The organism is Bradyrhizobium sp. 191 (assembly GCF_023100985.1).
Classification (GTDB): domain Bacteria; phylum Pseudomonadota; class Alphaproteobacteria; order Rhizobiales; family Xanthobacteraceae; genus Bradyrhizobium; species Bradyrhizobium diversitatis.
Genome location: NZ_CP064692.1, coordinates 5,286,236 through 5,308,499, shown reverse-complemented (window position 1 = coordinate 5,308,499; position 22,264 = coordinate 5,286,236). Strand labels below are relative to the sequence as shown.

Annotated in this window: 14 protein-coding genes; 3 read left to right on the top strand and 11 right to left on the bottom strand. The window is 64.3% G+C overall.

Going from position 1 to position 22,264, the window contains the following annotated elements:
- Positions 1-164: 164 nt before the first annotated feature.
- The 7 genes from IVB23_RS24660 to IVB23_RS24630 form a co-directional block, all read right to left on the bottom strand.
- On the bottom strand, positions 165-1,142 hold the full coding sequence (locus IVB23_RS24660; RefSeq protein WP_061881089.1) for an ABC transporter ATP-binding protein: 978 nt from the start codon (positions 1,140-1,142) through the stop codon (positions 165-167).
- Positions 1,139-2,554, bottom strand: a complete 1,416-nt coding sequence (locus tag IVB23_RS24655) for an amidase (protein ID WP_247800380.1) — start codon at positions 2,552-2,554, stop codon at positions 1,139-1,141. The genes IVB23_RS24660 and IVB23_RS24655 overlap by 4 nt, the downstream gene beginning before the upstream one ends.
- Positions 2,551-2,748, bottom strand: coding sequence for a hypothetical protein (locus tag IVB23_RS24650; protein WP_061881091.1), 198 nt, complete (start codon positions 2,746-2,748; stop codon positions 2,551-2,553). The genes IVB23_RS24655 and IVB23_RS24650 overlap by 4 nt, the downstream gene beginning before the upstream one ends.
- Positions 2,745-3,806 (bottom strand): ABC transporter ATP-binding protein, encoded by a 1,062-nt coding sequence (locus IVB23_RS24645; protein WP_247800379.1) that lies wholly within the window; start codon positions 3,804-3,806, stop codon positions 2,745-2,747. The genes IVB23_RS24650 and IVB23_RS24645 overlap by 4 nt, the downstream gene beginning before the upstream one ends.
- 3 nt (positions 3,807-3,809) lie before the next feature.
- A complete protein-coding gene (locus IVB23_RS24640) occupies positions 3,810-4,712 on the bottom strand; it encodes an ABC transporter permease (protein ID WP_131874819.1) in 903 nt (300 codons plus the stop codon).
- A 197-nt stretch (positions 4,713-4,909) separates the two neighbouring features.
- A complete protein-coding gene (locus IVB23_RS24635) occupies positions 4,910-5,863 on the bottom strand; it encodes an ABC transporter permease (RefSeq protein WP_061881093.1) in 954 nt (317 codons plus the stop codon).
- 193 nt (positions 5,864-6,056) lie between these two features.
- Complete coding sequence (locus IVB23_RS24630) at positions 6,057-7,718, bottom strand: ABC transporter substrate-binding protein (protein ID WP_247800378.1); 1,662 nt, start codon at positions 7,716-7,718, stop codon at positions 6,057-6,059.
- A gap of 199 nt (positions 7,719-7,917) precedes the next feature.
- Here IVB23_RS24630 and IVB23_RS24625 point away from each other — a divergent pair, with 199 nt between their 5' ends.
- Positions 7,918-9,513 carry an ABC transporter substrate-binding protein gene (locus IVB23_RS24625; protein ID WP_247800377.1) on the top strand — a complete coding sequence of 532 codons (1,596 nt, stop codon included), beginning with the start codon at positions 7,918-7,920 and terminating at the stop codon, positions 9,511-9,513.
- A 197-nt stretch (positions 9,514-9,710) separates the two neighbouring features.
- Here IVB23_RS24625 and IVB23_RS24620 read toward each other — a convergent pair whose 3' ends face one another.
- Both IVB23_RS24620 and IVB23_RS24615 read right to left on the bottom strand, forming a co-directional pair.
- On the bottom strand, positions 9,711-11,942 hold the full coding sequence (locus IVB23_RS24620) for an adenylate/guanylate cyclase domain-containing protein (RefSeq protein ID WP_247800376.1): 2,232 nt from the start codon (positions 11,940-11,942) through the stop codon (positions 9,711-9,713).
- 78 nt (positions 11,943-12,020) lie between these two features.
- Positions 12,021-16,298 carry a VCBS domain-containing protein gene (locus IVB23_RS24615; protein ID WP_247800375.1) on the bottom strand — a complete coding sequence of 1,426 codons (4,278 nt, stop codon included), beginning with the start codon at positions 16,296-16,298 and terminating at the stop codon, positions 12,021-12,023.
- A 607-nt stretch (positions 16,299-16,905) separates the two neighbouring features.
- Between IVB23_RS24615 and IVB23_RS24610 the strand changes: the two genes are divergently transcribed.
- Both IVB23_RS24610 and IVB23_RS24605 read left to right on the top strand, forming a co-directional pair.
- Complete coding sequence (locus tag IVB23_RS24610) at positions 16,906-17,637, top strand: transglutaminase-like cysteine peptidase (protein ID WP_247800374.1); 732 nt, start codon at positions 16,906-16,908, stop codon at positions 17,635-17,637.
- A gap of 94 nt (positions 17,638-17,731) precedes the next feature.
- Positions 17,732-18,847, top strand: a complete 1,116-nt coding sequence (locus IVB23_RS24605) for a lysozyme inhibitor LprI family protein (protein ID WP_247800373.1) — start codon at positions 17,732-17,734, stop codon at positions 18,845-18,847.
- A 210-nt stretch (positions 18,848-19,057) separates the two neighbouring features.
- Here IVB23_RS24605 and IVB23_RS24600 read toward each other — a convergent pair whose 3' ends face one another.
- Both IVB23_RS24600 and IVB23_RS24595 read right to left on the bottom strand, forming a co-directional pair.
- The gene (locus tag IVB23_RS24600; protein ID WP_247800372.1) at positions 19,058-20,257 is read right to left on the bottom strand and encodes an ABC transporter substrate-binding protein; all 1,200 of its coding nucleotides are present in this window, start codon (positions 20,255-20,257) and stop codon (positions 19,058-19,060) included.
- 140 nt (positions 20,258-20,397) lie between these two features.
- Positions 20,398-22,236 (bottom strand): AMP-dependent synthetase/ligase, encoded by a 1,839-nt coding sequence (locus IVB23_RS24595; protein WP_247800371.1) that lies wholly within the window; start codon positions 22,234-22,236, stop codon positions 20,398-20,400.
- Positions 22,237-22,264: the final 28 nt, after the last annotated feature.

The following is a 22,264-nucleotide window of genomic DNA, read 5'->3' as shown; positions in this document are numbered from 1 at the left end:
CCGCTGCGCACTTTTCCCGATCGTGCCTAGAACCTGCCCCCGCCACGCACCAAGCGCACGACGACCAGCAGAATGACGGCGCCGATGGCGGAACGCGAACCGGGATGAATGCGGTGTGAATGCTGGCGGCGAGGCTCGCGCAGCCTGGCTCAACTCATCCGGGACTATGACACCACGGTGACCGGCTCCGCCAGCACGCATCTCGCCGCCCTGCCCGGTCCGACCTCGACATTCCCAGGCAACTGCTCCAGGCAGCGCGGCTCGGCGAGCTTGCAGCGGGGAGCGAAGGAGCAGTTGTGCGGCTTCTCCGCCAGCGAGGGCGGGGTGCCGGGAATGGTCTCCAGGCGGGCGCCGCGCTTGGCGCCATGGATGGTCGAGGCGAGCAGGCCCTTGGCGTAGGGATGCACCGGCGAGCGGACGATGTCGCGAAGCGTGCCCTGCTCCACGATCTGGCCGGCATACATCACCGCGACGCGGTCGCAGATCTCGATGGCGACGCCGATGTCGTGGGTGACGAAGATGACGGACATGCCAAACTCGCGCTGCAGCTCGCGCAGCAAGAGCAGGATCTGAATCTGCACGGTGGCATCGAGCGCGGTGGTCGGCTCGTCCGCCAGCAGGATCTTGGGACGGCAGGCGAGCGCGAGCGCGATCATCGCGCGCTGACGCATGCCGCCCGACATCTCGTGCGGATAGGCGTCGAGCCGGCGCTTCGCCGAGGGGATGCGCACGACCTCGAGCATTTCGAGCGCCCGCGCCCTTCCTTCCGCGAAACTCTTGCCTTCGTGGCGCACGACGCTTTCGGCGATCTGCGCGCCGATGGTGTAGACCGGATCGAGCGCGAGCGCCGGCTCCTGGAAGATCATCGACACGGTCTGGCCGCGAAACGACGACAGCTCCTCGTCGTTCATGGCGAGCACGTCGCGGCCCAGCACGTTGACCGTGCCCGTGATCTGCGTGCGCTTCTTCGGCAGCAGCCGCATCAGCGCACGCAGTGTCACGCTCTTGCCGGAACCGGACTCGCCGAGCAGGCCCAGCACCTCGCTATTACCGAGCGAGAGGCTGAGATCGTTCACGGCATAGACCGTGCGCTCGCCGGTGAAGCGGATGTTGAGGCCTGAGATCTCGACGAGCTTTGTCATAACGGCAGTTTCGGCAATCGATCGTGATAGTCGGTGGCGCGCTGGAAGGCCGCGCCGATGGTGAGCAAGGTCGCTTCGTCGAAGGAGCGACCGATCAGCTGCATGCCGACGGGCAAGCCGCTTCGGGTGAAGCCGGAGGGCACGGTGAGCGAGGGCAGGCCGAGGAAGTTCACCGGGCGGGTGAACAGCGTCAGCCGCTGCACCATGGCCGGCGCGCTCGGGCCGCCGCCGACATCGCTCTCCTCGATCGTCGGCGCCGGCACCGGCGAGGCTGGCGCGATCACCGCATCGACGCCTGATGTCGCCGCGTTGTGCGCGGCGAGCGCCGGCCCGCGCCAGCGCATCGCTTCGAGATAGGTGATGGCGGGAACGGCGAGGCCGTTCTGGAGCCGCATCAGGACCTGCGGGCCATAATCCTGCGGACGCTCGATCATCCAGCGCTTGTGGAAGGCGGCGGCTTCCGCGGCGAGCACGAGCTGGCTGGCCGAGGACAATTGCCGCTGGTCCGGCAGCTCGACCTTGACGATGTCGGCACCCTCGCGCTTGAGCACCGCGATTGTCTCGTCCAGCACGCGCGCAACCTCGCTGTCGAGATCGTCGACATAGAAGGAGACCGGCACGCCGATCTTGAGGCCCTTCAGCGCGCCTTTCGTCGCCCCGACGTAGTCCGACAGCGGCTCGTGGCTACAGGTCGAATCGGCGGGATCGGGGCCGGCCATCAGCGCCAGCAACAGCGCGCAGTCCTCGGCAGTGCGGGCCAGCGGGCCGACGGTGTCGAGCGATTGCGACAGCGGCATCGCGCCGGCACGGCTGACGCGGCCCACCGTGGTCTTGAGGCCGGTGACGCCGCAGAAATGCGCGGGCATGCGGATCGAGCCGCCGGTATCCGAGCCGAGCGCCGCATAGGTCAGGCGCGCGGCGACCGCGGAGCCAGAGCCGGATGACGACCCGCCAGTGATGTGGGCGACATTCCAGGGATTGCGCACCGGGCCGTAATGGGCGTTGTGCCCGGTCGGCCCATAGGCGAACTCGGCGAGATGCAGCGTGCCGAGGCGGACCTGGCCGGCGTCCTTCAACCGCTGCAGGGCCGTGGAGGTCACGGTCGGCACGAAGTCGCGGCGGATCAGCGAGCCACAGGTCGCGACGTGGCCCGCGTCGTAATACATATCCTTGTGCGCGAGCGGCACGCCGTGCAGCGGACCACGGACGTTGCCCTTGGCAAGCTCGGCATCGGCTGCATCGGCCGCCTTCAACGCAGCCTCCGCCTCGATCGACATGAAGGCATTGAGGTGCGGCTGCCACTGCGCGATGCGATGCAACAGCGCGCGCGTCACCTCATGCGAGGACAGCTGCTTCGTCGCGATCGCACGCGCGACCTCAGTGAGCGTCATCAATGCGGGTTCGGTGCTCATTTCGACACCTTCTGCGTCTGCGCGAGCACATAGCCGGCAGGCTCGAGGTCGAACGGCAGCGTGCCGGCGATGACCGCGAAGCCCTCGAAGGCAGGTCCGATGGCATTGGAAATGCGGGTTGCGATCTCGTCATCCACGGGCACGCCTGCAACCAGCGCGATCGGCTTGATGTCTTTCGGTGTCGGTCTCGTCATGCGGTCTTCTCCCTGGGCGCGCGGCTATGGCCTGAACCCGGTATCGCCATGTAGCACGCGGCCTCGTGGCCCATTCTATCGAGCGCGGTGAGCTTTGGTGTCGCGTTTGCGCAGAGCGGCTCCGCAAACGGACAACGGGTGTGGAAGCGGCAGCCCGGGGGCGGATCGATCGGATTGGGCGGATCGCCTGATATCGGCGGCGTCTCGGTACGCTTGTCGGGATCCGACGACGGCATCGCCGCGAGAAGGGCACGCGTGTAGGGGTGGGCAGGCGCGTCCCAGACCTGGTCGACCGGGCCGAGCTCGACGACCTCGCCGAGATACATCACCAGCACGCGATCGGAGATGTAGCGGACCACGTTGAGGTCGTGGCTGATGAACAGATAGGTCAGGCCGAACTCGCGTTTGAGATCGGCCAGGAGGTTGAGCACCTGCGCCTCGACGGATTTGTCGAGCGCCGAGACGGCTTCGTCCAGGATCACCAGCCGCGGCGACAGCGCCAGTGCCCGCGCGATATTGACGCGTTGGCGCTGGCCGCCGGAGATCTCGTGCGGATAGCGGTTGGCGAAGGTTTCCGGACGCAAGCCGACCTTGCCGAGCAGCTCGCGCGCGAGCGCGCGTGCCGTGGCGTCGGCCATGCCGTGCACCTTGGGGCCGAAGGCGATCGATTCCTCGATGGTGAGGCGCGGATTGAGCGAGGCGTAGGAATCCTGGAACACCATCTGCATGCCGCGGCGCAATTCGCGCAGGCTCAGCGATTGGCCGACGGTCATGCCGTCATAGATGATGTCGCCGGTATCGCGCGGCATCAGATGCATGAGGAGACGCGCGGTGGTCGACTTCCCGCAGCCGGATTCGCCGACGATGCCGACCGTCTCGCCCTTGGCGACGGTGAACGAGACGTTGTCGACGGCGCGCACGGTACGCTTGGCGGCGAACGGCCCACCGCGCACCGGGAAATGCTTCGTCAGGCCGTTGACCTGAAGCAGCGGCTGAGCGACGCCGCCAACGTCCTCGACCGGCTCCAGCATTTCGACGGATGTGCTGCTCTCGCTCATGGTCTAGTTCCTGATGTCCATGGCGCTGCGCAGGCCGTCCGAGAGCAGGTTGAAGCAGATCGAGACCGCGAAGATCATCGCGCCCGGAAGCGCGGCGACCCAGGGGTTGACATAGATCGCGGTCCGCAGCGTGTTCAGCATCAGGCCCCATTCCGGCTCCGGCGGTTTTGTGCCGAGACCGAGGAAGGAGAGACCGGCCGCCAGGATCATCGAGACCGAGATCAGGCTCGTGGCATAGACGAAGATCGCACCGAGCACGTTGCCGAGGATGTGCACGCGCATGATGGTGAAGGGCCCGGCGCCGGAGGCACGCGCGGCCTCGACGAAGTCCATGTTGCGCACGCCCGTCGTGACGCTCTCGGCGACGCGGGTGATCTGCGGCACGAACACCACGGTCAACGACACGATGGAGTTGAGAATGCCGGCCCCGAGCGCCCCGGAAATCGCGATCGCCAGCAGCACGGACGGGAAGGCGTAGAACACGTCGACCGTGCGCATGATCGCGGTGTTGAGCTTGCCGCCGACATAGCCGGCAATGATGCCGAGCGAGGTGCCGATGCAGAAGGCGAGGATCACGGGCAGGATGCCGATGACCAGCGACAGCCGGCCGCCGTAGATCAGCCGCGCCAGCATGTCGCGGCCGAGTTCGTCGGTGCCGAGCGGATAGCCGGCCGTGCCGATGTGGCGCAGGCGGCGGATCATCGAGCCCTTGTAGGGATCTTCGAGACCCAGCCATGGCGCAAGGACCGCGGAGAGGAAGATCAGCAGCAGCACCAGCGCGCAGGCCACGCTGACCTTGTCGCGCATGATGCGGCGGCCGACCGTCGCCCAATAGCCGCGTGCCTTTGTGGCGGGTGCGGCCTGCAGCGCGGCATCGGCGGTGGCGTGAAGCGGAAGCTCGCTCATCGGCCGGCTCCCGGTGCGCATTGCTTCAACCGGTGCAAGCCGCGGGCTCGCTTAACCTCTCCCGCTTGCGGGAGAGGTCGCGCCGCAGGCGCGGGTGAGGGCTTCCTCCTCTTGGGGGTTCTCGATTGTGGAGGCACCCTCTCCCGCTCGCGGGGGAGGGTGCGCACCTGTTGCCTAGTCACAGCTGGGCTCATCTTCTAGCCCCGCTTGATGCGCGGGTCGATCGCGGCTTGGGCGATGTCGACCAGCAGATTGAGGAACACGAAGAACAGCGCGAGGATCAGGATCGTGCCTTGCAGCAGCGGCAGGTCGCGCTGGAAGATTGCCGAGTTGAGCAGGAAGCCCGAACCCGGCCAGGAGAATACGGTCTCGATCAGGATCGAGCCGCCGAGCATGTAACCGAGCTGAAGACCCATCACGGCAAGCGCAGTGGGCGCGGCGTTCTTGACGACGTGGCGGAACACGCCGCGCTCGTGCAGACCCTTGGCCCGCAAGGCTTCGACGAAGTCCTGCGAGAGAATGTCACCGGTGAGGGCACGCACCGTGCGGGTGACGATGCCCATGGGAATCACCGATGTCGTGATCGCCGGCAGCACGAGATATTTCAGATGCGCCCAGTCCCAAGCCCAGGAATTGGAGCCGCCGGGCCCGGCGCCGACGGCGGGCAGCCAGTTCAGCTGAACCGAGAAGATGATGACGAGCAGCATGCCGAGCCAGTAATGCGGCACCGAGACGCCGGCGATGGCAAAGGAGGTCGCGACCTTGTCGATCCAGGTCTCGCGAAAATAGCCTGCGATCAAGCCGAGCAGGATGCCCATCGTGAAGCCGATGATGGCCGCGGCAATCGCGAGCGTGACGGTGTTGCCGACCGCACGCATGACCTCGGCGAGCACGGGGCGTCCGGTCGCGATGGAATTGCCGAGATCGCCATGGAGGGCACGAAGCAGCCAGAGGCCGAACTGCACCGGCAGCGGCCGGTCGAAGCCATAGGCGGCGCGAAGCTGCGCGGCGAGTTCCTGCGAGGCATCGGCCGGCAGCACCGCGACGAGCGGATCGCCCGGCGTGATGTGCACGAGCAGGAAGCACACCAGCGCCACGCTGATGACGATGGGGACGACATAGACGATGCGTCGGGCGATATAGGTGAGCACGTTGTCTCTTTTCTTCCCTTCTCCCCTTGTGGGAGAAGGTGGCGCGAAGCGCCGGATGAGGGTTCTGGCCGCGGACACAGTCTTTACGAACGCGAGAGAGGTATCCGTGGAGAGAGACCCCTCATCCGGCTTCGCTAAAGCGAAGCCACCCTCTCCCACAGGGGGAGAGGGTGCAGCGAGTACGCGGCGCGAATTACTGCTTGATCGACACCGGCGAGAAGTCGATGAACCAGCTCTTCGGCTGCACCACGCCCGTCACCTTCGGGCTCATCGCGCGCGGGCCGACGTCGTGGGCGACGTAGAGGAAAGCCGCGTCGTCGACGGAGGCCGCATGCAGTTCGGCGAGCGCGGCATCGCGTGCGGCGGGATCGAAGGTCTGGCGTGCCTTCTTCACCAGCTCGTCGAACTTGGGGTTGTTGATGAAGCCCCAATTGTTCGAGACCGGCGGCGCCATGCCCGATTGCAGGAAGCGCACCAGGGCGAAGAACGGGTCCATCGCCGCATAGGTGACGTTGGTCGCGTTCGAGCCGTTGGCCGAGGGGTCCTTGGCGCCGCGGCGCCAGTTGGTGAACAGCGTGTTCCACTCGATGACGTCGAGCTTCACATCGAAATAGCATTCGGCCAGCGCCTGCTGGAGATATTCGTTCATCGCCAGCGGCTGCATCTGTCCCGAGCCCGACGCGGACGTCTGCGTCTTGACCGTCAGCTTCTTGTTGGGACCGAAGCCCGCTTCCTGCATCAGCTTCTGCGCTGCCGCCTTGTCATACTTGATCTCGAAGGTCGGCTTGCCGCGCCAGGGATGGCCGGGCTCGAAAGTGCCGGACGCCGGCACCATCAGGCCGGCGAGGAGGCCGTCCTTGAGGCCTTCGCGGTCGATGCAGAGGTTCGCCGCCTTGCGCACGCGGATGTCGTTCCAGGGCGAGCCCTCGACGCGCGAGAACTGCCAGGGCCAGACGTGGGGCTGCTCGTTGGCGTAGAGCTTGAAGCCGCGCTGCTTGAGCTCGGGCAGCGCGTCGGGTGCCGGCGCCTCGACCCAGTCGACCTGGCCCGAGAGCAGCGCTGCGGTGCGCGCATTCGCCTCCGGCATCGGCAGGAGCACCATCTTGTCGATCTTGGGCACGCGCGCCTTGTCCCAATAGTTCGCGTTCTTGACCAGCTCGAGCCGTTCGCGCGGCGTGAAGCTCGACATCTTCCACGGGCCGGTGCCCGAGGCGTCCTTGGCGAACGCCGTCCAGGCGGCCTGCGACTTCGCCTTGGCATCGGCGCCTTCGGCCTTGTCGTAGAAGGCCTGCCACTTCGCCGGGCTCGCCATGAACAAATTGGTGAGGTTGATCGGCAGGAAGCTGTCGGGCTCCTTGGTGGTGAGCTCGACCGTCATGTCGTCGATCTTTTTCGCCGAGGCCAGCGTCGGCATGCGCGAGGCGGTGACGCCGACCTGGCTGGCGTCGAATTGCGGCGCGTCCTGCTTCAGCACCTTTTCGACGTTCCACACGACGGCATCGGCGTTGAACGGCGAGCCGTCATGGAAAGTGACGCCGGGGCGCAGCTTGAACACCCACTTGGTCTTGTCGGCATCGTCGACCTTCCACTCGGTGGCAAGACCGGGGATCACCACGCTCGCCTTGTCGGCAGAGGACAGGTCCCAGCCGGTCAGCGCGTCGTACATGGTGAGGCCGGTGAAGCGATTGCCTTCAAAGCCCTGATCGGGCTGACCCAGGGTGCGCGGAATATCGGCAGCGGTCATGCCAATGCGCAGCACGGTCTCGGCACTGACCGCGCGCGGCCATGCGGCCACGCTCCCGAGCGCCAACAGCACGATCAGCGCCGCGCGGGTCTTGTTCTTCTTGATAAGCATCGCCTCAGTCCTTCTCCGGCTTTCGATGATTAATTTTGATGCACTCGTATGCAATGGCTATGCCAAGGAGAAACTTATTCTGCAAATTGCCCTCGGGACGACAAGTACTTGTGATGACGCACCGGCGAAATCGGCGCGCTGCCTATTCTGGCATCAAGATTGCAAGCTCGGCCCCAGATCCTCCCTGGAGCTTTGATTCATGCGTATTCGTCTGTCGACCTGTCTCGCCCTGCTTGCGCTGGCAGTTTCCGCAATCTCGGCGCGCGCCGAAACGGTGGTGCGTTACGGCATCTCGATGGCGGACATCCCGCTGACGACAGGCCAGCCCGATCGCGGCGCCGGCGCCTACCAGTTCACGGCCTACACGATCTACGATCCCCTGGTCGCCTGGGAGATGGACGTCGCCGATCGCCCCGGCAAGCTGGTGCCGGGCCTCGCCACCGAATGGAAAGTCGACGATGCCGACAAGACCAAGTGGCGCTTCACGCTTCGCAAGGGCGTGAAGTTTCACGACGGCAGCGAGTTCAACGCCGATGCGGTGATCTGGAATCTGGACAAGGTGCTCAACGACAAGGCGCCGCAATTCGACAAGCGGCAGAGCGCGCAGGTGAAGACCCGCCTGCCCTCCGTCGCCAGCTACGCCAAGATCGACGACTTCACCGTGGAGATCACCACCAAGACGGTCGATTCCTTCTTCCCGTATCAGATGCTGTGGTTCCTCGTGTCGAGCCCGGCGCAGTATGAAAAGCTCGGCAAGGATTGGGACAAGTTCGCCAGCCAGCCCTCGGGCACCGGCCCATTCAAATTGACCAAGCTGGTGCCGCGCGAACTCGCCGAGCTGACCAAGAACCCCGACTACTGGAACAAGAAACGGATTCCGAAGGTCGACAAGATCGTGCTGGTGCCGATGCCGGAAGCGTTGACGCGCACCAATGCATTGCTTGCCGGACAAGTCGACCTGATCGAGACGCCGGCGCCGGATGCCGTGCCGCAGCTGAAAGCGGCCGGCATGAAGCTCGTCGACAACGTCACCCCGCATGTCTGGAATTATCATCTCAGCGTGCTGCCCGGCTCGCCCTGGACCGACATCCGCCTGCGCAAGGCGCTCAACCTTGCGATCGATCGCGAGGCGGTGGTCGGCCTGATGAATGGCCTCGCCAAGCCGGCCAAGGGCCAGGTCGACCCGTCGAGCCCGTGGTTCGGCAAGCCCAGCTTCGAATTGAAGTATGATCTCGCCGCCGCGAAAAAACTGGTCGAGGAGGCCGGCTACTCCAAGGCGAAGCCGCTCAAGACCACCTTCATCATTGCGCAAGGCGGCACCGGCCAGATGCTGTCGCTGCCGATGAACGAATTCCTGCAGCAGAGCTTCAAGGAGATCGGCATCGACATCGACTTCAAGGTGGTCGAACTGGAGACGCTCTATACGCATTGGCGCAAGGGCGCGGCCGACGAGATGAACGCCGGCATCACCGCCAACAACATCGCCTATGTCACCTCCGACCCGCTCTACGCCATCGTCCGCTTCTTCCACTCCGGGCAGATCGCGCCGGTCGGCGTCAACTGGGGCGGCTACAAGAACCCGAAGGTCGACGCGCTGATCGACGAGGCCAAGCAGACCTTCGACAGCGCCAAGCAGGACGCATTGCTGGCCCAGGCGCATGCGCTGATCGTGGACGATGCCGCGCTGGTCTGGGTGGTTCACGACACCAACCCGCACGCGCTGTCACCGAAGATCAAGCAATTCGTGCAGGCGCAGCACTGGTTCCAGGATCTGACGACGATCGGGGTGGAGTGAGGGGACGCCCTGCTTCCGCAAACACCACTCCCGGGGCGCGACATAGGCGCGAGCCCGGGACCCATAGCCACAGGAAGATGTTTGGCGAAGACTCGCGGTTGCCGATCTCGCGCCGCAACTCCTCCCTCGGGTTATGGGTCCCGGATCGGCCCGCGCCTTAGGCGCGCTTGTCCGGGACGACAGCGAGTGTGTGACCACTACTTCGTCAGCAGCGCATACGCGCCGGTCCAGCCCTCCGGCGGTGGATTGAGCTGGAAATCCTTGATCCTCGCCTCGTAGAGCCTGAACAGCTTCTCAAGTGTGTCGGCGTCCTCGCTGCGGCGGCCGCGCTCGATCGCGTCCAGTGCGCCCTGCCAGTTGCGGCTGCGGTAGCAGCCGAGCATCTCGATGGTGATGTTGCGCAGGCGCTGGAACGCGCCCGAATGCATCACGTCCTCGCGGCCCGCAATGGCATAGATGACTTCCGGCTCGGTCTTGCCCTTGACCATGATGAAGTCGAGCTCGAGGATCGCGAACTTCTCCTTGGCCGCGAGCGCGGTCCTGGACCCCACGATGATCGGGAAGCCGTATTCCTTGGTCTGCCCTTCCAGCCGCGAGGCCAGGTTCACGCTGTCGCCAAGCACCGAATAATTCTTCTTCAGGTCGGAGCCCATGTTGCCGACGACGCCGATACCGGTGTTGAGACCGATGCCGACGTTGAGCGGGATGTAGACGTGGCCGCCATCCGCGGCTTCCTGCTCGCGCTCCCTGTTCACCATGTCGATCTGCTCCAGCATCTGGATCGCGGCCTCGCAGGCATTGACCTCGTGCTCGGCATCGTCGAGCGGCGCGTTCCAGAACGCCATGATGGCGTCGCCCATGTATTTGTCGATGTAGCCCTTGCGCTCGATGATCACGTCGGTCAGCGGCGTCAGGAAGCGGTTCATCAGCGCGATCAGCCCTTGCGGATCGTGCTTGTAGCTCTCGGAGATCGTGGTGAAGCCGCGCACGTCGGAGAACATGATCGTCATCTCGCGCTCCTCGCCGCCGAGCACGAGCTTTTCTGGCGACTGCGCCAGCTGCTCGACCAGCACCGGCGACATGTATTGCGCGAACATGCCGCGGATCTGCACGCGCTGGCGCTGCTCGCGCACGAAGCTGGCGAAGATCAGCGTCAGATAGATCGCCGTGGTCGAGAGCAGCGGATAGGTGAAGTCGATCAGGTAGCGGTACTGCGCGTAGAAGAACCAGGACGTGCCGACCAGGATCGCCGCGAAGGTCGCACCGGCGAGCACGAGGCGCACCGGCCCGAGATTCGGAGTGAAGATGATGACGAGCAGGCCGATGACGAGCGCGGCGATCAATTCGACGCCGAGCGCGTAGTTCGGCTGGGAGATCACCGCGCCGCTCAGCAGGCTCTCGAGCACCTGGGCATGGATCTCGACCCCAGGCATGGTCGAGGACACCGGCGTGGTCTTGATGTCGTTGAGCCCGACCGCGGAAGTGCCGACCAGCACCAGCTTGCCGGCGAGCCTGGCGGGCGGGACGGTGTTGTCGAGGACGTCGGCCGCCGAGACGTAGATCGAGGGGTCCTGGCGCGCATAGTGCACCCAGAGCTGACCGTTCTTGTCGGTCGGAATCTCGACGCCCTTGAGGCGAATGGCCCTCACGCCGGTCTTGTCGGTCCGGATCAGCAGCGTCGGTGTGCCCGTGGCGACGCGCAGAATCTCGAGGCTCAGCGAGGGCATGATGTTGCCCTGGGCGCGCATCACCATCGGCACGCGGCGGATCAGGCCGTCGCGCTCGGTCTTGATGGAGAACAGGCCGCGGCCGGCCGCGACCTTCTCGATGACCGGCACGTTGCGGAGCAGGCCGGGGAATTCGAACAGGAAGCGCTCGGCGCCCTCCTCACCAACCGTCGCGATGCCGGTGAAAGGCAGCGACTTGTCGATCTCGGAGGAGATCGCCGACTGTCCGGTCTCGCCCAGCACCACGCGCGAGCGCTTGATTGCATCGGCGAGAATCTGGTCGTTGGTCGGCAGCTCGCGCAGCTTGGCGCGGGTGGCATCGTCGAGAGAGCGCATCTGGCCCGCGACCAGATCCGGATTGAGCCGGTCGGGCTCAGAAAACACCACGTCGAAGCCGATCGCCACCGCGCCGTTGCTGGTGAGGTTCTGGATCATATCGGCGATCCGCGTCCGCGGCCACGGCCACTGGCCAAGCCTGGCGAGGCTCTTGTCGTCGATGTCGACGATGGTGACCGGCCGCGCCGTCTTGTGGCGCGGATCGATCAGCTGGAACATGTCGAAGGTGCGCAACCGCAATTCCTGGATCGGCGGCGGATCCCAGAGGCGAACGCCGGCAAACAGAACCAGCAGCGCAAGGCACATCAGCCGGGCAAAGCCAAGCTTCCGCGCAAACCACCGCCGCAGGATCTTGAGACGTTTCATGGGGGTTGGATATCACGCTTTGACGGCGAACGGCAGCGCGGATCGTCTTGCAGACGGTCGCGGCCCATCGCGCAGCGATCAGGCATGGACGATGAAGTCGCTCGCCTGGACCTGGGCGACACCCTTCAGGAGGATGGTGTCCGTCGCATTGATCGTGATCAGGGTGTCCCCCCCTGAGGCCGCCGCGTGCTGGGCTATCCATGCCGCGTCAATATCGGTCGTCACAACCGCCGTCAGGTCGATGTGGTCCTGACCGTGCTCAAAATCGAGGATCGTGTCGTGGTTGGAGTTGGCGGCGAATACGAACTGATCCTGATAGCCGGTCCCGAACAACACATCCTTGCCGTTGGTGCTGGCGAGGGTCACCGGGCCTTGTTCGTTCAAGTTGAAGATCAGGTTGACCGTATCGGTCGCGCCGTGACCGTCGGTCACCGTGATCACGACCTTGTCCGTTGCAGCCGCGCTCTGGCTCGGCTCCGTATAGGTCAGCCCCTGGAGTGCTGAATTGACGCTCGCCAGCGTATCGGACGTCGGTTCAGGCTCCACATAAGTGCCCGAATCCGCCGCCACGGTAAGTGCGAAGGTTTCATCGGGAGCAGCGTCGGCGTCGGTGACCGTGATGCCGTGGATGAAGACCTGGACGCCTTCCTGCGATACGCTGATCTGGTTCACGTCGATCACCGGTGCGACGTTCCCGTCGTTCGCGCCTGTCACGTCCACCGTGAGCGTTGCCGTGCCGGTCGCACCATGAGCGTCCTTGGTCTGGACGGTGAATATATCGGTATATGCCCCATCCGAAAGCGCGTTGATGGCCGCTGCGTCGGGAACGTAGCTGTAGCTGCCGTTGGGGTTGACCGTCAGCGAGCCGTACAGTCCTGCAACCGTCGTCACCGCATGGTGATCTGCGTTCAGAACGGCATAGGTCAGCGTCGCCGTCTCGCCGCTGTCGACATCCGTTCCGGACAAATGGCCGGCGAGATTGGCGAAGGTGTCGGCCGCGGCAGTATCCGTGAGCGGACCAATGTCGAGATCGGCGAGCGTCGGCGCGTCGTTCGTGCCGTTGATCGTGACCGTCACGTCCTGAGAGACTCGGGCGCCATGATCGTCGGTGAAGGTGACGGTGTAGACCTGGGCGATGGTCTGGCCCTGCGCCAGCGACTGCAGCACCGCATTGTTGTTGTCGAGGCTGAAGTGCCAGCCCAGCGTCGCGCCGTTGCTGGTATCGGTGCTGGATTCGAGCACCGACGAATCGATCGTGAAGCTGCCGATATTCGCGCCGGCACCGAACCCCGGCACAGCCGAACTGACGGACGACGACTTGAACACGGCTTCCGCCGTGTGGGTATCGATCAGGTCGAGATCCTGGATCGCCAGCGTCCCGCAGATCGCCAACGTCGCACCGGCATCCTCCGTCACCGCTCCAGTACCATCTTCGGCACTGCTGGTGATGGTCGGCGCGTCGTTGGCGCCGTTGATCGTGACGGTCACGTCCTGAGAGACCTCGGCACCGTGACTGTCGGTGAACGTGATCGTGTAGACCTGGGTGATGGTCTGCCCTTCGGCTAGCGACTGCAGCACCGCATTGCTGTTGTCGAGCGTGAAATGCCAGCCCAGCGTCGCGCTGTTGTCGGTGTCGGTGTTGAACTCGTCAACCGCGCAGTCGATCGAGAAGATGCCGAGCGGCGTGCCCGTGGCGAAGCCCGGAAGCTGAACGCTCGACGTGGACGATTTGAAGACGGCTTCCGCCGTGTGGGTGTCGATCAGGTCGAGATCCTGGATCGCCAGCGTACCGTCGATCGACAACACGGCGCAGGCGTCCTCAGTGACGCTCCCCGTCGCGGCGTCCGCGTCGCTCGTCATGGTCGGCGCGTCATTGGTCCCGGTGATGGTGACGGTGACGTCTTTGGTGACCGTTCCACCGTGATGGTCGTCGACCGTCACGGTATAGACCTCGGTGATGGTCTGGCCTTCGGCCAGCGACTGGAGCACCGGATCGTTGTCGTCGATCGTAAAGGTCCAGCCCACCGATCCACGGGAGCTGACGCCCGGGCTCTCGCTCACCGCCGTCAGCGCGAACGTGCCGATATGCGAGGTCCCGCTGCTGAAGCCGGGTAGATGCGCGCTCGAATTCGTCGACTTCAGCTCGAAGCTTGCGGTGTGGGTGTCCGTGAGATCGGGATCGTTGAAGGTGATGGTGCCGTTCGCCGTCAGGGTTGCCGCATCCTCGGTCACCGCGCCGGTCGAGGTCGTGTCGTCCTCGATGATCGTCGGCACGTCGTTGGTGCCCTCGACGTTGACGTCGGCACCATTGATGGAAACCGTGAGCGGCGTGCTGACAATGCCGCCGTGCCCGTCATCGACCTGCACCACGTAATTGAGGATCAGCTTCTCGTCCTCGGCAAGGAAGTCGAAGAGATGGTCGGGGACGCTGTAGGTCCAGGTGGCCGAGCCGTTGTTGCCGTTCCCTGCACCCTGCACCACCGTCAGCGGCACCTTGACGGCTGCGATCGCGGCCAGTTGCTGCGGCGTCAGCGTGGCCGTGATGTCGTTGCCTTCGGCATCGAGATATTTGAACGGCTGGGTCGACGAGAGCTCAGCGCTCACGATCGGCCGGTCCGTCAGATCAACGTCGGTGAAGGTGACCGTGCCGGTGATGACGTCCAGAGCCTCGTTACCGGTCCCGACCTGCTCGATGACGGTGCCACCCGACGTCGCAACGGTAGGCTTGTCGTTCGTCCCCGTGATCGTGATGGTGATCGGGATGAACCTGGACTCGGGATTCACCACGAAATTGGTGTCGACCCGCACCATGTAGGTCAGCGTCAGGGTTTCGCCGGCCGCGAGGAAGTCGAAGACCTTGTCGGGGATCGTGTAGGTCCAGACCGCCGATCCGTTGTTCTCGTTGGCGGGGTCGGCAACGACGCTGATCTGGATCTGCGTCGCTGCGATGCCGTGCTTCTGGAGCTCGGTGAGCGAGCCGGTAACGTCCTGCTGGCCGGCGCTCTTGTAGACGTAGTTCGGCGCTTCGGCGAGGCTCACCGACACCGTCGGCCGGTCGCCGAGGTTTTGATCGACGAATCTGATCAGGCCGGTAACAGTATCGGCCGTCGTGTCGCCCGTCATGCCCGCGCGCTCAGTCAGCGCGAAGGCCGTCTTCAGATTCCCGCCGGCGTCGAAGCTTTGCACGATCGGCTGGCCGGGAACACGGGTGGCCTGCTGCGTTGAATTGCCGGAGCCGTCGCGTTGCGGCGCACTGATAGTGACGAATGTCGCGATTGCGGCGGTGCCGGACCCCGACTTGAACGCGAAGTCCAGGCTGATCGGCGTGATCGTGTCGGTGAAGTTCGTGGTCAGCTTGGTGTTGGTGTTGTTGTCGGTGAATTTCAGTGTGAACACGTCCGTGATCAGCTTCTGAATTTCCGGCGACATCAGCGCATTGCCGATCGAGACGTTGCCGCCGCTGATCTGGATCATCTGGCCGGCCTGGTTGACCGTCGCGATCGGCAGCAGCGTGATCTTGTCGAACAGGATGTAGGAGCCGGTCGTGCCGTTCGGCTCGACCAGCACCTGGAAGCTCGCCTGCGGCTGCGGATCGCCGCCGCCGGCGGGAACGACGAAGTTGATCTGGGTCAGCACTGCCGTGCCGCGGATGCCCATGGTGGCGACCGGCGTGTCGACCTTCATGTCGCCATGCTTGGCGGTCTCGCCGGCGACGAAGGTGATGGTGCCCGCAACCAGGCTGAGCAGCGAGGAGTTGCTCGACCCGTTGGGGTCGTAGACCATCTCGTTCAGCACCATCCGCGCATTGGAGGACAGGCCGAATACGGTGCCGTCGATGAAGGTGATGCCGAGCGTCGAATCGGCGCCGGTCGAGACCACGTCGCCCTTCTCGACATTGTCGCCGTTGTTCAGGATGACCGAGACGCCGTTGCGAATCGCGGTCGCACTGCCGGAGAGCTTCGTGACGTGGCCGATGACCTGGGCCGCAGCGGCGCCGGGCGCGGCCTGGGCAACCTGGACGTGGCCGGTGAGGGCATTGACGAGGTCGCCGGTGAGGTGGGCTCCGTCGGGCGAGGCGACCGCGGCGCGCTTTTCGCCCCTGAAATAATCGTGAACCACGAACTCCTGACCTTCGTGGGACAGCACGAGATCGAGGCCGGCGCGCTTGAACTCGCCGTTGAAGATCAGGTTGGGGTCGGGAACAACGAACGCGCCATCAGGCACATGGCCATGTCCCTTTGCGATGAAGGGCTTGGCCGCAAGAGAATCGGCATGGACGAGGCCGGACGTACCGGAAACCTGGCCGTCCAAGGACGTCGCGGCGTCGAATTTGCCAGCGTAATTCAACCGGGGCACCGCAAAGGGTTAAAATTTAGGTAAGTATCAATTGCCTAAGCTTGCTTAGCATTACCAAGTCCTTGGCGAAACCATCTATTTGCTTGTGTGATTTCGCGTCACTTGGCCATAAGAGCCCCGCAGGCCGGCGCCCTCCCAGAGAAGCTGAAGTAATACGCCAAGCATTCTGAAGTCGAATTGAGCTTAGATGCACGCATTTCCGATCATCCCAAGTCGTTCACTGTAAATTTGGTCGAAGAGATACTTGCGTCATCTTCATTGCATGATGCCCTGCAATATCCTGCGCCAAATATGGAACTAGATCTGTGACCTAGCTAACAGAACCCGTGAAATAGCGCGCTGTTAGCCATAGGACGCAGAATCAACCACCTTGCAACGCCTGCCTGCAACGGGATCCATATCACAGCAGCGCCGTCCTAGCCTCGGGATCGTAAAATTTTAGGCAATTTGGGCAGGCCTGCTTCAGCCTGTCCCACGGTTTTAGGACCCCTGCCGGGCGCGTTAAGCAGAACAAAACGGCCCGCCTCGCACTATCTCCAGGAAAGCAACACAGCCCGGCACGTCGAGATCGAGGGGGATCTCGCGAAGCCTGGGAAGGGGATGTCAGATGGAGACCGCTGCTCGCTCGCGCGCTTGGCGCGCAATCCTGATCTTATGCGGCTTGATCCTGCTCGGATCGGCCACCGAGCTTCGCGCCGGCACACTGCTGTCGCCCGGCGCCGGCGTCCTCGTACGCAAATCCGCCGAACCGTTCGGCGTGTTCGCCTTCGCCATCTCATCCGGCAGCCTCCAGCAGAAATGGTCCACGCTGAAGGACAAGCTCGACGACGACATGGTGCAGCTTGCGCTGTGCGACGGCGACCGGGACAATTGCGTCTCGCCCGCGGCCCTGAAGCTGCTCGCCATCGTCGACCAGGCCCGCGCACGCGATGGCCGTGCGCGCCTCGGCGAGACCAACCGCGCCATCAATCTCGCCATCCACGCCGCCAACGACGGCACCGACGATGTCTGGAGCTCGCCGCTCGCGACCTTCGCGCGCGGTGCCGGCGATTGCGAAGACTATGCCATCGCCAAGCTGGCCGCGCTGCGGCTGGCGGGCATTCCTCCCGAAGACCTCCGCATCCTCGTGGTGCGCGACACCCGCGCCGGCGAGGAGCACGCGATTGCTGCTGCCCGGCTCGACGGCCACTGGCTGATGCTCGACAATCGCCGCATGGCTATGCTCGAGGACGACGCCGAGCGGAGCTATCAACCGCTGTTCGTGCTCTACCAGTCGGCCGTGATGAAATATGTCGACGAGCCGGTGCGAGTCTCGATCGCGGCCGCCGAGGCGCGTTGATCCTTCTCGCAGGTCGGATTCACCCCCACCACAAAGCCATTTCGCCGCGCGATCCCAGACGCTAGCATGCTGCTTTCCATGCGGGGCGACCGGAATGCGATTCATCGTGCTGTCTGTGCTTGCGCTGCTGGCATTGCCGTCGGCGCCCGCCTTCGCCCAATCCGAACGCTCGATCGCCGACAGGCTGCCGCTGTTTGCCAAGAACAACTGCCAGCAGATTCGCGATCCCGGCAACCAATTATTCTGCGGTGACGCCGAGCTGGCCGCCGCCGCCGAGAAGCTGAGCACGGCGATCGAGGCGCGGCTCGCCCGCCTACCCGATCGCCTGCCTGCCATCGAGGAGAATGCGATCTGGATCCGTCAGCGCAATCTCGGCTGCGGCATCGTCGGCCAGACCGCAATCCGCCCTGAGGATTTCGACCGGGTGAAGGCGTGTCTGCTCAAGGTGACCGAGGAGCGCGCCGCGATCGTGCGCGATCCTGATTTCGACTGCCTCGCGGCCAGCACCGCAGCGGGCGCGCTGATCTGCGCGGACCCGTCGCTGGCGCTCGCCGAAACCGAGCTCAACGGCCAGGCGCTCGGTCTGATCGGCAAACTGGACCCGACCGCGGCCCGCTTTGCCTTCGCCGAATATGGAAGGTGGACGCGAGAGCGCGACCGCAGATGCAATCTGGTCGGCAAGGAGAACGTGCCGCTGCAAGAGCTCGAATCCGCGGAGGACTGTCTCGCCGATCATTTGAAGCGCAAGACCGATGAAATCCGCGCGGCGAAGGGTGACCCCAAGAAGGTGTTCGGCCGGCAGGTCGCGGCCCGCTCTCCCGACACCGACGCGGTCGATTTCTGCGCCGCGCGCATCCATGCGGCCAATTCCTGCGGCAACTTCCTGCGCATCAACCGCGTCTACGCCATCGACAGCCAGGTGACCGAGCAGGAGGCGCAGGTCACCGCCGAAATCGAGATGGCCGTGCTGGCGCCCTTCACCATGTGCAGCAAGATCGCCTCCACCTGCACCGGCACCTGCTGGGACGCGAGGACGGGGCGTCCACAACCGGCAGCCGGCAACAAGGAGCGCTCCGCAGAAGCGTTCAAGGTCACACGCCGCCTCAGGATCCAGCGGACTTTCGCCTTCGTGAAAGCCGCCGACGGCTGGCGCTGCCGGGAAGACGAGCTCGCCCCGGTGAGCTCGGGCACCGCAGGCGGGGGATCGTAGGCCTTCTCGCCGCGCGCGGCTCTTTCTTCCTTCTCCCCTTGTGGGAGAAGGTGGCGCGCGCAGCGCGGCGGATGAGGGGTTCTTTCCGCTCACGAGACCGTTCGTGAGGAGAGATACCCCTCACCCGGCTCGCCGCTTTTGCGGCGATCCAACCTCTCCCGCAAGGCCCGCAAGGGGAGAGGGTACACCGAGTTCTCCGCAAGAGAAGCATCAAAACATCAGATTGTCCTTGATCAGCACCCAGCGGCCGTTCTTGACCTGCTGCACCTGGGTGATGGTGGTGGCGAGATGGTTGCTCTTCGAGAACACCGTCGGCGGCGAATTGAAGATGTCCTGGAACTTGTCGCCGGACTCCAGCGCGTCGAGCATCTTCTGGCCAGTGAGATCATTGCCAGCCTTGTTGGCATAATGCGCGAACGTCATCACCGCGTTGTAGCCGATGATGGCCTGGGTGTTGGCGTCGGTGCCAAACATCTTCTTGTAGTTGACGAGCCAGTCCTTCACCTTTCCTTTTGCGGTGTCTTCATAGGGAATTTCGAAGTTCGAAGCGGAATACAAGCCTTCCACCACTTCCTTGCCGAGCGCCGGCACTTCGAGCACGTTGACGGGCGTGGCGCCGAGGAAGGTGACGTCCCATCCGAGCTTCTTCGCTTCACTCATGGTGCCGATCGGCTCACGGAGGACGGCGCCGAGCACGACGAGGTCGCAGCCGTCGGACTTCATCTTGGCGACCTGCGCCGAGAAGTCGGAGGCGCCGCGCTTGTAGCTCGTGATCGAGGCCGGCTGCACCTTCATGGCGGCGAGCTGCTGGTTAAAACCATCGAGCACGTTCTTTCCGTACTCGTCGTCCTGATGCATGATGCAGGGCTTCTTGAAGTTCTTTGCCTCAATCATGTATTTCAGCGCCGCCCGCGTGCTCTCGACGTAGGGCAGGAGGTTGTTGAACTTCAACCGCTCCTGCGGCTTGGCGGGATCGAACTTGAAGGTGAACTCGGCCGCCGTCAGCGGAAACAGCTGCAGCACGCCGGCGTCGAGCAGGATATCCTGCGCGGCGAGCACGGTAGGCGATCCCATCGGCCCAACCATCGCGAAGATCTTGTCGCGCTCGATCAGCTTCTGCGAGGCCAGCACGGCCTTCTTCGGATCGTAGCCGCTGTCCTCGACCACCAGGCGAATCTTGCGGCCGTTGATGCCGCCGGCGGCGTTAACCTCCTCGACCGCCATCTTCATGCCGTTGGAGACCGGCACGCCCCAACCCTTGATCGGACCCGACAGATCCTGGTGGGTACCGATGACGATCTCGGTTGCCGAGATGCCATCGTTAGTGACCTTGGTTTGCGCTGCGGCCGGCAGACAGGTAAGCGCCACGGCACCCACAGCAAGGCCGAATGCGCTGAACGATCTCGACATTGACGTCTCCTCTCCTAAAGGCCCGTGTTGGACGAAGGGCGAGGGCCACGGCTCCTTCGCTTTCTCGAATGGGACTTTTCCTTTTTGCGCATGCCCTTCTCGGAAAACCGGTTCCCACTTTTCCGGGGCATGCGCATGCGTCACGCCACTGCACGCTCGCGATACATCGCCTCGATCTCGGCGGCGTAGCGCTTGTTCACGAAGCCGCGCTTCAGCTTCATGGTCGGCGTCAGCTCCTCGTCCTCGGGGGTGAGCTGGCGCTCGATCAGATGAAACCTCTTGATGGTCTCGACACGGGCAAAATTGCCGTTGACCTGTTCGATCTCGCGCCAGATCAGGTCCTGGATTTCCCTCGCCCGGCACAGGCTGGCGTAATTGGTGAAGGGGATGTCGTGATCCTGGGCGAACTTCTCGACGTTCTCCTGGTCGATCATCACGAGGCAGGTGAGATACGGCCGTTTGTCGCCGATCACCACGGCGTCGGAAATGTAGGGCGAGAATTTGAGCTGGTTCTCGATCTCGGACGGCGTGATGTTCTTGCCGCCGGACGTGATGATGATGTCCTTCATCCGGTCGGTGATGCGGACGAAGCCTTCATTGTCGATGGTGCCGACGTCGCCGGTATGCAGCCAGCCGCGCGGATCGATGGTATCGGCCGTCTTCTCCGGCTGGTTCAGGTAGCCCATGAACAGGAAGTCGCCCTTGATCAGGATCTCGCCGTCGGGCGACAGCGCGACCTCGCCCCAGGGCACCGCGGTGCCGACCGAGCCGAGCTTGATCCTGCCCGCCGGCATCATGGTGGCGACCCCGCAATTCTCGGTCTGGCCGTAGACCTCGTGCATGTCGATTCCGAGCGCCAGATACCAGCGGATCAGCTCCGGTGCGATCGGCGCCGCGCCAGTGAACGCGATGCGGCAGCGGTCGAGCCCGATCATGCGGCGAATGTTGCGAAACGCGACCAGGTAGGCAATGCGGTTGGCGATCCGCAGCGACAGCGGCGGCGCCCTGCCCTCGAGCCGGCACTCGACCATGCGGTAGCCGATGCCGATGGCGCGCCGATAGACCCATTGCTGCAGCGGCGTCGCGTCCTTCAGCGCGATGGTGATGGCGGAATAGAACTTTTCCCAGACCCGCGGCACCGCCAGAAAGGCGGTCGGCTGCACTTCGCGCAGATTGTCCGGGACGGTTTCCGGGCTCTCGGCGAAATTCATCACCGAGCCGAGCGCGACGGAGATGTAATAGCCGCCGATGCGCTCGGCGACATGGCAGAGCGGCAGGAAGATCAACCGGTCTTCGTCCTCTCGCGCCGGGATGAAGTCGTTGGCATGGCGCATCTGATGCGTGACGCTGCGGTTGGCGTGCATCGCGCCCTTGGGCGGACCGGTCGTGCCGGACGTATAGACGAGGATGGCGAGATCGCCGGCGCCGCGGCTGTCGATCATCTCCCGCCACAGCTCTTCGCGGCCGACCATGTGGTTGCGGCCGAGCGCGCGAAGCTCGTCGAGCGACAGCACCATGTCATCGCAGAAGCCGCTGAGGCCCTCCATGTCGAACACGATGATCTTCTGCAGGGACGGACAGCGTGCGCGGCAGGTGAGAATCTTGTCGAGCTGCTCCTCATCCTCGGCGAAGATCACCCTGGTGCGGGAATCGTTGACGAGATACTCGACCTGGGACGCGGAATCGGTCGGATAGATTCCGGAGGAGACGCCGCCGGCGCACAGGATGCCCATGTCGGCATGGACCCATTCCGGGACGGCGTTGGCGACGATGGAGGCGACGTCGCCGGGCATGAAGCCGATCGCGCGAAGCGCGTAGGCGATCTCCTTCGAGATTTCCAGCCATTCGCGCCAGCTCGTCGGCTGCCAGATGCCGAACTTCTTCTCGCGGATCGCCGGCCTGTCGCCCCGCGTCTCGGCGGCGCGCAGGAAGCTCTTCGCGATCGTATCAGCGACCGTCAGCACCGCCGGTCGGGCCATGCGCCTCTCCTCCCTCCTTGTCGCCAGC